The organism is bacterium (assembly GCA_040757115.1).
Taxonomy (GTDB): Bacteria; UBA9089; CG2-30-40-21; order CG2-30-40-21; family SBAY01; genus JBFLXS01.
Genome location: JBFLYA010000354.1, coordinates 1 through 2,966, shown reverse-complemented (window position 1 = coordinate 2,966; position 2,966 = coordinate 1). Strand labels below are relative to the sequence as shown.

The 2,966-nt window shown below is 37.1% G+C and carries 5 protein-coding genes; 4 read left to right on the top strand and 1 reads right to left on the bottom strand.

The features are described from left to right. The 3 genes from AB1422_18525 to AB1422_18515 all read left to right on the top strand — a co-directional run. The coding region (locus tag AB1422_18525; protein MEW6621296.1) for a hypothetical protein at positions 1–612 on the top strand (612 nt) is incomplete at its 5' end. A gap of 2 nt (positions 613–614) precedes the next feature. Then, a complete protein-coding gene (locus tag AB1422_18520) occupies positions 615–1,007 on the top strand; it encodes a hypothetical protein (protein ID MEW6621295.1) in 393 nt (130 codons plus the stop codon). Beyond that, positions 1,004–2,584 carry a DEAD/DEAH box helicase gene (locus tag AB1422_18515; GenBank protein MEW6621294.1) on the top strand — a complete coding sequence of 527 codons (1,581 nt, stop codon included), beginning with the start codon at positions 1,004–1,006 and terminating at the stop codon, positions 2,582–2,584. The genes AB1422_18520 and AB1422_18515 overlap by 4 nt, the downstream gene beginning before the upstream one ends. Here the strand turns inward: AB1422_18515 and AB1422_18510 are convergent. Next, positions 2,473–2,706: a helix-turn-helix domain-containing protein gene (locus AB1422_18510; GenBank protein MEW6621293.1), complete on the bottom strand. Its 234-nt coding sequence runs from the start codon at positions 2,704–2,706 to the stop codon at positions 2,473–2,475. The genes AB1422_18515 and AB1422_18510 overlap by 112 nt on opposite strands. On the opposite strand from AB1422_18510, the gene AB1422_18505 reads away from it, so the two are divergent. Next, entirely contained in the window at positions 2,632–2,913 is a 282-nt protein-coding gene (locus AB1422_18505; protein MEW6621292.1) for a transposase, read from the top strand. The genes AB1422_18510 and AB1422_18505 overlap by 75 nt on opposite strands. Positions 2,914–2,966: the final 53 nt, after the last annotated feature.

Genomic DNA, 2,966 nt, shown 5'->3' with positions numbered 1-2,966 from the left:
AGACTGGAAAAGCACAAAAAAAATCTCTCTTCAGAAGATGTCTTTGTGGTAACCATCGGTAAGTGCCTTGAGGTTTATTCAAAGCATTATCCCGAAGTCTATAAAGGAGAGAATAGAGTTTCCATTGATTCCGCTCTTTCTTCAATCAGGGAAATTGTGGACTCACAGTTGATGCATACAAGGTTCAATCAGGTTGCAGGTGAAACAGATACCCTAACTGCAATTTATCTCTTCTATCTTGCTGGTAAAACGAGCGTATCTTATGAAGCACTTAACAAGGCTTTAAAGATGAGAAGTCTTGGAGTCAAAGAGGTCATTGATTCATGCCTTGTGGAAAGAGAGGGCAATCAATTGCTTGTTTTGACACCATCAGAACGAAAGACAATACTGGAATCCAAACATAGAGAAAACCTCTCCATAATTGATAGAGTGCATTATCTCTACTGGCTGTTTATAAATGACAAATTATTCTCATTTGAAAAGGGACTCTCTGAGAGTGAAAAGGGTCTGTGGAAAAATGCAAGGGTCTTTAAGGCTCTTGAAATCTTAAATGAAGTTGAAAATGGTAAAACTTATACTAACATAATGAAAATAATAAAAGACAGGTGGTAAAGATGGATATAGGTTTCAATATTATCGAGAAGAGTAATCCTGATATTTTCAGAGAAAATATCAGTATCATTCAATTTCTCAAAGACCTGCATAATGGGAAAAGATTCCCTCGTGATTTTGCCGTTTATGGTCTTGACAGTCTGTTGTATTATGCAGAAAACAGGGGTGAGATAGCAAGATATATAAGAAATATTTTACAGGATAATGCCAACCACCTTGTTGCTGGAAGTTATATTATTCAACTTGTGATGGAAGGCGATATAAAGGTTGTGGAAAGCGACGAGAGACCAATGGCAGTTTATAAGAATGAGGAATTCCATTTATACCCTGTAATAGGCAGGGTCAAACGCCTGGATTTAAAACATTTTCATGCACCACTTAACTTACAATCATGAAAGAACAATGGCAGGGCTGGCATTTACATCATCTTGCAAGAAGGGCAAAGGTTTTTGGTATAGAAAAAACCTTAATAAATGCTCTGGAAAAATCTGGATGGTATCTTACCAAGGGTAAAGGTATCCCTCCTTCGCTTAATCCTATTTTGGAAGACTCATTGAAACGTCTTGCATCAATAATGGATTTTGACAAAACCTGTGACGATGAAGAATGTCCTATATGTAAAAAGTTAAAAGAAGATTATTCTGTAGAGACTATTCAATCTACACCATTTAGGCTTCCTGTAGAACTCTATCGGTGGCAAAAAGAAGCAAAAAAAGCGTGGTGGGAAAATAACGGGAAGGGAATTGTAAGAGTCGTAACAGGCGCTGGCAAAACTGTTTTTGCTTTATCCTTAATTTCAGACCTTTACAGGTCTACAGCATACAAAGATGGCGGCCTTAAAACAATAATAATAGTGCCTACCTCCGCTCTTCTTGACCAGTGGCTAATTAGCTTAATGGACAAGCTGAATATACCCAGAGAAAAGATAGCTATATTTTATGGGCATGAGAAAGAGAGCCTTGATGACCGGCTCTTGTTGCTCTACATCGTGAACTCGGCAAGAGAATATATATCAGAACATTTCAAAAATTATTTTTCTGATGATGATACATTCCTAATTGCCGATGAGTGCCACCGTTATGGAAGCAAAGAGAATTCCAAAATCTTTGAAGTCAATTATTCCTATACCCTTGGCCTTTCTGCAACACCAGAAAGATATGGCGATCTTGGTTTTGAAGAAAAAATCGCACCGAATTTAGGGAAAATAATCTTCTCCTATTCTTACAATGATGCTTTGAGAGATGGTGTCATCCCACCATACAGATTGAAAAGGATGAAAGTAAAGCTCACAGAGCATGAGTATTCCAAATATGAAGAATATACAGACCAAATCAGCAAAGTAAGTAGAATATTATTCTCAAAGTATCCTGAATTAAAAGCAACGAAGCCTTCTGAATTTTTCAAGAAATTGGGTTCCCTGTATGAGAAAACGCAGGATAATGTAATCGCACGATATACTTCTTTGCTGAATGTAAGGAAAGGAATAATTCACACATCAAGGTCAAAACTTGAGGCTTTGAAATGGCTTATCTCTGATGAAAATCTTAAAGATGAAAGGGTATTAATCTTTCACGAAAGGATTGAGGTAGCGGGAAAGATTTATGAATATCTTAAGGAAAGGGACTTTAAAGTAGGAATATATCATGCTCACTTACCCTTCGATAAAAGGCTTGAAAATATCTCAAATTATAGAAAGGGAAATATTAAAATGCTTGTTTCCTGCCGAGCTCTTGACGAGGGTTTTGATGTCCCTGAAGCTAATGCAGGTATTATAGTTGCTGGAACAAGCAGTGTTCGACAGTGGATTCAGAGAATGGGTAGAATTTTGAGAAAAACTCCCGGCAAAGAATTTTCAAGGATTTATGTAGTATTTGTAGACCTTGTTGAGAAGGATGTGTTTAAGGAAACTGAATTAAGAGAATTTGAAAAAGAAGCATTGAGTGTAGAATCTATTAACCTCACATTTAAATAGTCCCGGCGGATTTTGACACCAGGCAATTTACCAAGTTTTGCGAGTTTATAGATGGTCTTCTTGTTGATTTTAAGATAAGAGGAGAGGTCTTTGATGGTCATTATTTCATCATTCCTTACCATGTAACCCAACGAGGTAACAGGAGAGAGGATATATTTTTTGGAGACGAAGACCGCAAGAGGTATCTTGAATGGCTCAAGGTGTATTCAGAAAGACATGGATTAAAGATATGGGCGTATTGCTTGATGACAAACCATATCCATTTAGTAGTAGTTCCTTGTCATAAGGATTCCCTGGAAAAGACAATGCGTTCATTGCATACGAGGTGAATGAAAATGAGAAAAGTTAAGAAAATAGGAATTGCGGGATTGGTCTTGGGGTT